Annotated in this window: 3 protein-coding genes; 1 reads left to right on the forward strand and 2 read right to left on the reverse strand. The window is 72.5% G+C overall.

The annotated features are described in order from the left end of the window. The first annotated feature begins 164 nt into the window (after positions 1 to 164). A complete protein-coding gene (locus KZQ38_RS28950) occupies positions 165 to 1,721 on the forward strand; it encodes a S8 family peptidase (RefSeq protein WP_219446370.1) in 1,557 nt (518 codons plus the stop codon). On the opposite strand, the gene KZQ38_RS28955 is transcribed toward KZQ38_RS28950, so the two are convergent. Together KZQ38_RS28955 and KZQ38_RS28960 are read right to left on the reverse strand one after the other, a co-directional pair. Next, on the reverse strand, positions 1,679 to 2,641 hold the full coding sequence (locus tag KZQ38_RS28955) for a Gfo/Idh/MocA family protein (protein ID WP_219446372.1): 963 nt from the start codon (positions 2,639 to 2,641) through the stop codon (positions 1,679 to 1,681). The genes KZQ38_RS28950 and KZQ38_RS28955 overlap by 43 nt on opposite strands. 567 nt (positions 2,642 to 3,208) lie before the next feature. Beyond that, positions 3,209 to 4,873 (reverse strand): DUF885 domain-containing protein, encoded by a 1,665-nt coding sequence (locus tag KZQ38_RS28960; protein WP_219446374.1) that lies wholly within the window; start codon positions 4,871 to 4,873, stop codon positions 3,209 to 3,211. Between the last annotated feature and the right edge of the window lie 461 nt (positions 4,874 to 5,334).

Here is a 5,334-nt window from a genome sequence, read left to right on the forward strand (position 1 = left end):
CGGGGGTTCCCACGGCGACATCGGGTGAAACCACGCATAGTTTGCGTAGCACTACGTATTACTACCCGGATTGTTCGGCGACCCGCGTCGCCCGAAGGTGGACTCCACGTGGCCGCCGATCTTCACCACCCCTGCCTGGCGGCCGAGTGGAACGGAGACCTCCGATGCGACATGATCGCTCGACCCGGCGACGGGTCGTGACCGCGTGCCTGGCGACGACGGCGCTGATGACCGGCGTCGGCTACGGGTACGGCCACGCCGCCGAGGGTGCGATCCGCGGCGCCGACGCGCCCGGCGCGGTCAAGGACGCCTACATCGTCGTGCTCAAGGACGGCGCGGTCGACGCGCAGCGGACCCCGGCCAAGGCCGCCGACCTGGCGAGCCGGTACGGCGGTCGCCTGAAGTTCACCTACACGGCCGCGTTGCGTGGTTTCGCGGTCGCGTTGGGCGAGGCGCAGGCACGCAAGCTGGCCGCCGACCCCGCGGTCGAGTACGTCGAGCAGGACGGCACCGCCACGGCGACCGGCGACCAGAACAACCCCACGTGGGGCCTGGACCGGATCGACCAGAAGAACCTGCCGCTGGACAAGAAGTACACCTACCCCAACACCGCGCCGAACGTCACCGCGTACGTCGTGGACACCGGCATCCACAAGGCGCACAACGACTTCGGCGGACGCGCGGTCGACGGGTACGACTTCATCGACAACGACTCGGTCGCGCAGGACTGCAACGGTCACGGCACGCACGTCGCGGGCACCATCGGCAGCAACACCTACGGCGTGGCCAAGGGCGTCAAGCTGGTGGGCGTGCGCGTGCTGAACTGCCAGGGCCAGGGCGAGTGGTCGCAGGTCATCGCGGGCATCGACTGGGTGGCGAAGAACGCCGTGAAGCCCGCCGTGGCGAACATGAGCCTCGGCGGCGGCGCGGACTCGTCGGTCGACAACGCGGTGAAGCGCGCCGTCGCGTCCGGTGTCACCTTCGCCGTGGCGGCGGGCAACGACAACAAGGACGCGTGCGGCACGTCGCCCGCGCGCACGCCCGAGGCCATCACGGTGAACGCGACCGACAGCGGCGACACGCGGTCGACGTTCTCCAACTACGGCTCGTGCACCGACATTTTCGCGCCTGGCACGAATATCACCTCGACGTGGAACAACGGCGGCGCCAACACCATCAGCGGCACGTCCATGGCGACGCCGCACGTGGCGGGCGTGGCCGCCCTGTACCTGTCGGGCAAGCCGTCCGCGTCGCCCGCCGAGGTCGGCAAGGCGCTGGTCGACAACACGTCCAACGGCGTGGTGCGCAACCCCGGCGCGGGGTCGCCGAACAAGCTGCTGAACACCGGCTTCATCGGCGGCGGTGGAAGCCCGTGCGCCGGCGGTTCGAACGGCGACGACGTGGCGATCCCGGACGCGGGTTCGGCGGTGACGAGTCCGGTGGTGGTGAGCGGTTGCGAGGGCCGGGGTTCGGCCGCGACGTCGGTGAAGGTGGATGTGGATCACTCCTACTCGGGTGACCTGGCGATCGACCTGGTCGGTCCGGGTGGCGGTGTGTTCGTGCTGCGCAAGCCGGGTGGCGTGGGTTCGGCTTCGGGTGTGCACGAGACGTTCACGGTGGACACGTCGGGTGAGAGCCGCAACGGCACGTGGAAGTTGCGCGTGACCGACGTGTACTCCTACGACACCGGCAAGATCGACGGCTGGTCGATCTCGTTCTGATCCCCGCGGGCCGGTGTCCTCCCGGGCACCGGCCCCGTCAGCGCGGTGATCACCTCTTCGCACAGCTCGTGGGTGAGCAGGGCGTCGCCCGCGTCGAGCCGGGTGCCGGCGTGGACCGCGTCGAGGAACCACCGGCACATCGGCTCGAAACCCCGGCGGTGGCCGACGGACGCCCAGTCGTCGGAGCGGCGCGGCACGCCGTCCTCGGTGACGTGCACCAGGTTCAGCACCTCGCGCCGACGACCGGCCCCGGCTGTTTGGAGCAGTTCGTCCGCGGTTCCGCTGTCGCGGTTCATCACGGCCAGCCCGGTGAACCCGGGGCCGGTGAGCTGGAGCACGACGTGGTGCAGCAGACCGTCCACAACGGACCCGTGGACGTGCGTTTCCCGGGCGGTGCCGGGTGCGAGCGCGCGCAGCGTGTCCACGAGGTGGATGAAGTCGTCCATGACGGCCGTCCGCACGTTCTCCGCGCCACCGCGCCGGTCCTTCTGGAGCATGACCAGTTCGCACGGTCCGGTCACCGCGTAGGCGGGTGCGTGGCGGCGGTTGAAGCCGACCGCGAGCGATCGGTTGCGTTCCCGCGCGAGGGAGACCAGCGCGCGGGACTCCTCCAACGTGTAGGCCAGCGGCTTGTCCACGAACACGTCGACGTCGGCTTCGAGCAGCCGGGTCACGATGTCGTGGTGGGTATCGGTGGGCGTGTGCACGAACGCCGCCCGGATGCCGGAGGCGATCAGCTCGTCCAGGTCGGTGAACCGGTGGGGGACGCGGTAGGCGTCGCCGACGCGGTCCAACTTGGCCCGGTCACGCGTGAGCAGCCGCGGCTCGACGTCGGGCTGCGCGCACAGCACCGGCAGGTACGCCTTGCGCGCGATGTCACCGAGCCCGATCACGCCGACCGGGACGGAATCCCCGCTCATCCGCAAACCTCCGAGGTGTCGTTGCCCCGGACCCTACGTCCCGCCCGCCTCCCGATCCACCCGCTCCCACCGGCCTGCCGCTGCGGAGATCTGGTGGGAGCGCTCTCACGGACGGTGGATGGAGGTGGCCGGCCGCCCCGCACGGCGCACGCGCACCGGCCCGCGCAACATTCGCGCCCGGCACCCGTGCCCCCACCATCCGACCGCGCTATCCGCGCACCGCGCCGCCGCCGCGCGGCCCGGCAGCCGCTACCCGACCGCGCATCCCGCGCGCCGCGCCCGCCGCCCCGCGGCCCGACGACTGGCCCCACGCCCGCCACCACTCGACCGAGTAATCCACACGGCCGCGCGCCACCAACCGGCCGAGCATCCGCCCCGCCCGGCACCCCCCGCACCCGCCGCCCCGCGCGCCGCCCGGCACCCCGCGCGCCGCGCCGGCACCCCGCGCGCCGCCACGCGGCCTCGCGATCCGCGTGCCGCGTGCCGCGTGCTCCGCCAACCCACCTGGCAATCCGCGTGCCCCGCCAACCCGCCCGGCAACCCGCGCGCCCCACCACTCGGCCCGGCTCAGCCGATCCACCGGTCCACGATGCGGGACAACGTCTCCAGCGGCACCGCGCCGTTGGCGAGCACCCGGTGGTGGAACTCGCGGATGTCGAACCGGTCTCCCAGGGCGCGTTCCGCCTTCCGCCGCAACTCCTCGATGCGCAACCGGCCGAGCAGGTACGCCAACGCCTGCCCCGGCCACGCGATGTACCGGTCGATCTCGTTGCGCACGTTGGACTCCGTCGCCGCGGTGTTGTCCCGCAGGAACGCGAGCGCCCGGTCCCGCGACCAGCCGTAGTGGTGCATCCCGGTGTCCACCACCAACCGGCACGCGCGCCACGCGTCGAACGACAACATCCCCATGCGCGCGAGATCGTCGGTGTACAGACCCATCTCGTCGGCCAAGCCCTCGGTGTACAGGCCCCACCCCTCGGCGTGCGCCGTGATGTACGAGAACCGCCGGAAGTCGGGCAACGCCTTCACCGACAACGCCAGCGCGAACTGGAGGTGGTGGCCGGGCACGCTCTCGTGGAACGCCAGCGCCTCGTACTCGAACCTAGGCCGCGTCACGGGGTCGTGCGTGTTCAGCACGTGCGCACCGGGCCGGGAGCCGTCGTCGGCGGGCGGTCGGTAGTACGCCAGCACGGAACCCTCGGCCTCCACCGGGTGCATCGCCTCCACCACGCACGGCGCCAGCTCGTACTCCCGGAACCAGCGCGGGAGTGCGGCGTTCGCCCGGTCCAGCGCGGCCCGCGCGACGGCCACGATCTCGTCCGCGCCGCCGAACCGCAGCCCGGGGTCGTCACGCAGGCGGCGCAGGACCTCGGGCACGTCGGACGTCCCGAACAGCTCCGAGCCGAGTTCCGCGAAACCCTCGTGCACGCGGGCCAGTCGGTCCAGGCCGATCCGGTGGATCTCGTCCGGCGACAGCTCGGTCGTGGTGTGCGTGCCGACCGCCGCCGCGTACGCCGCTTCGCCGCCCGGCACGTGGCAGATGCCGACGTGCGCGTCATCGCGCGCCACCGGCAGCAACTCGTCGGCGAGCAGTTCGGCCAACCGCGCCAGCGCGGGCCGCACGGTGCCGCGCACGACGTCGCCGACGCGTTGCGCGTCGGCGGGCGACACGGGCCGCAGGAACGGGTCGCCCTCGAGGTCGGACGCCACGTAGCCGCGCAACTGCGCCACCGCCTGCCGCACGCCGGTGGCGGTCGGGAACCGGCCGTCGCCCTTCGCCTCCAGGAACCGCGTGCCCACCGCGTCGAAGTACCCGCCCAGGCCCTCCAGCCGCCGCAGGTAGTTCGCGGTGTCGTCGGCGGTGCGCAACGCCACGGCGGGCACCGTGCCGAACACCACGTTCTGCACGCCCACGAGGCTCGCGGACACCGCGATCTCGGCGGTGCCCAGGCCGAACCCGCTCGCCAGCTCCGCACGCACGTCCCGCAGCAGCCGGTCCAGCATCTCGTGCGTGACGACGTCCTGGCCGTCGAGCCGGACGGGGTCGATCGCGTCGAGCCGCCGCCGGAAGCCGTCGAGCCGGTCGAGCCTGCGCCGGTCGGCGTCCCGGCTCGGGTCCGGCACGTCGCCGTCGTGGCCGGGCACCCCGCAGACCGTCGCCTCGAACGGGTCGGCCGCCAAGCCGTCCCGGAAGTAGTCCTCCGCCAGCTCCGCGAGCTGCTCGTCCGTCACGCTGCCCCCTCCGCCGGACCCGTGTGGTGATCGCAGGGTAATGGCCGGGAACGGGCCCAGCCGGCGTCACAAGGAGGGTCTGCCGGGCCGGTGGCACCGCGTGTGCGCCGATGGGCGCAACCGGTGCGGCTACCGGGATCGCGACCGTCCACTCCGGACGTTCGGGCGGGTGGGCGCACGGCGCGCGGCCGGAAAGCGCAGCGGTGCCGCGGACCGGTCGCGGGTGCGGGGCATTGAAGCCGAACTCGCCGGCCGGGGCCAGCCCAACAATCGGTTTCCCGATGCGGTTGCCCGGAACACGCTGGGCGGCCGTAGCCGGCGGGCAGGGCCCGAGGTACGTTCCCGGTTGGGGTATTCGCCACCTGGGGAGCGAATGCCCCAACCGGTCTGCCAGGAATTCCGACAGCGCCGTCGGCATCCGGACCCGACTGCTTTCTCCGGCTTCGCGGGAGGTTGCCTCG

It is taken from the genome of Saccharothrix obliqua, from assembly GCF_019375475.1.
GTDB lineage: Bacteria > Actinomycetota > Actinomycetes > Mycobacteriales > Pseudonocardiaceae > Actinosynnema > Actinosynnema obliqua.

What these genes read in the sequence shown, in the direction of transcription:
- KZQ38_RS28950 (WP_219446370.1), top strand. Translation starts at nt 165, where the DNA reads ATGCGACATGATCGCTCGACCCGGCGACGGGTCGTGACCGCGTGCCTG.
- KZQ38_RS28955 (WP_219446372.1), bottom strand. Translation starts at nt 2,641, where the DNA reads ATGAGCGGGGATTCCGTCCCGGTCGGCGTGATCGGGCTCGGTGACATC.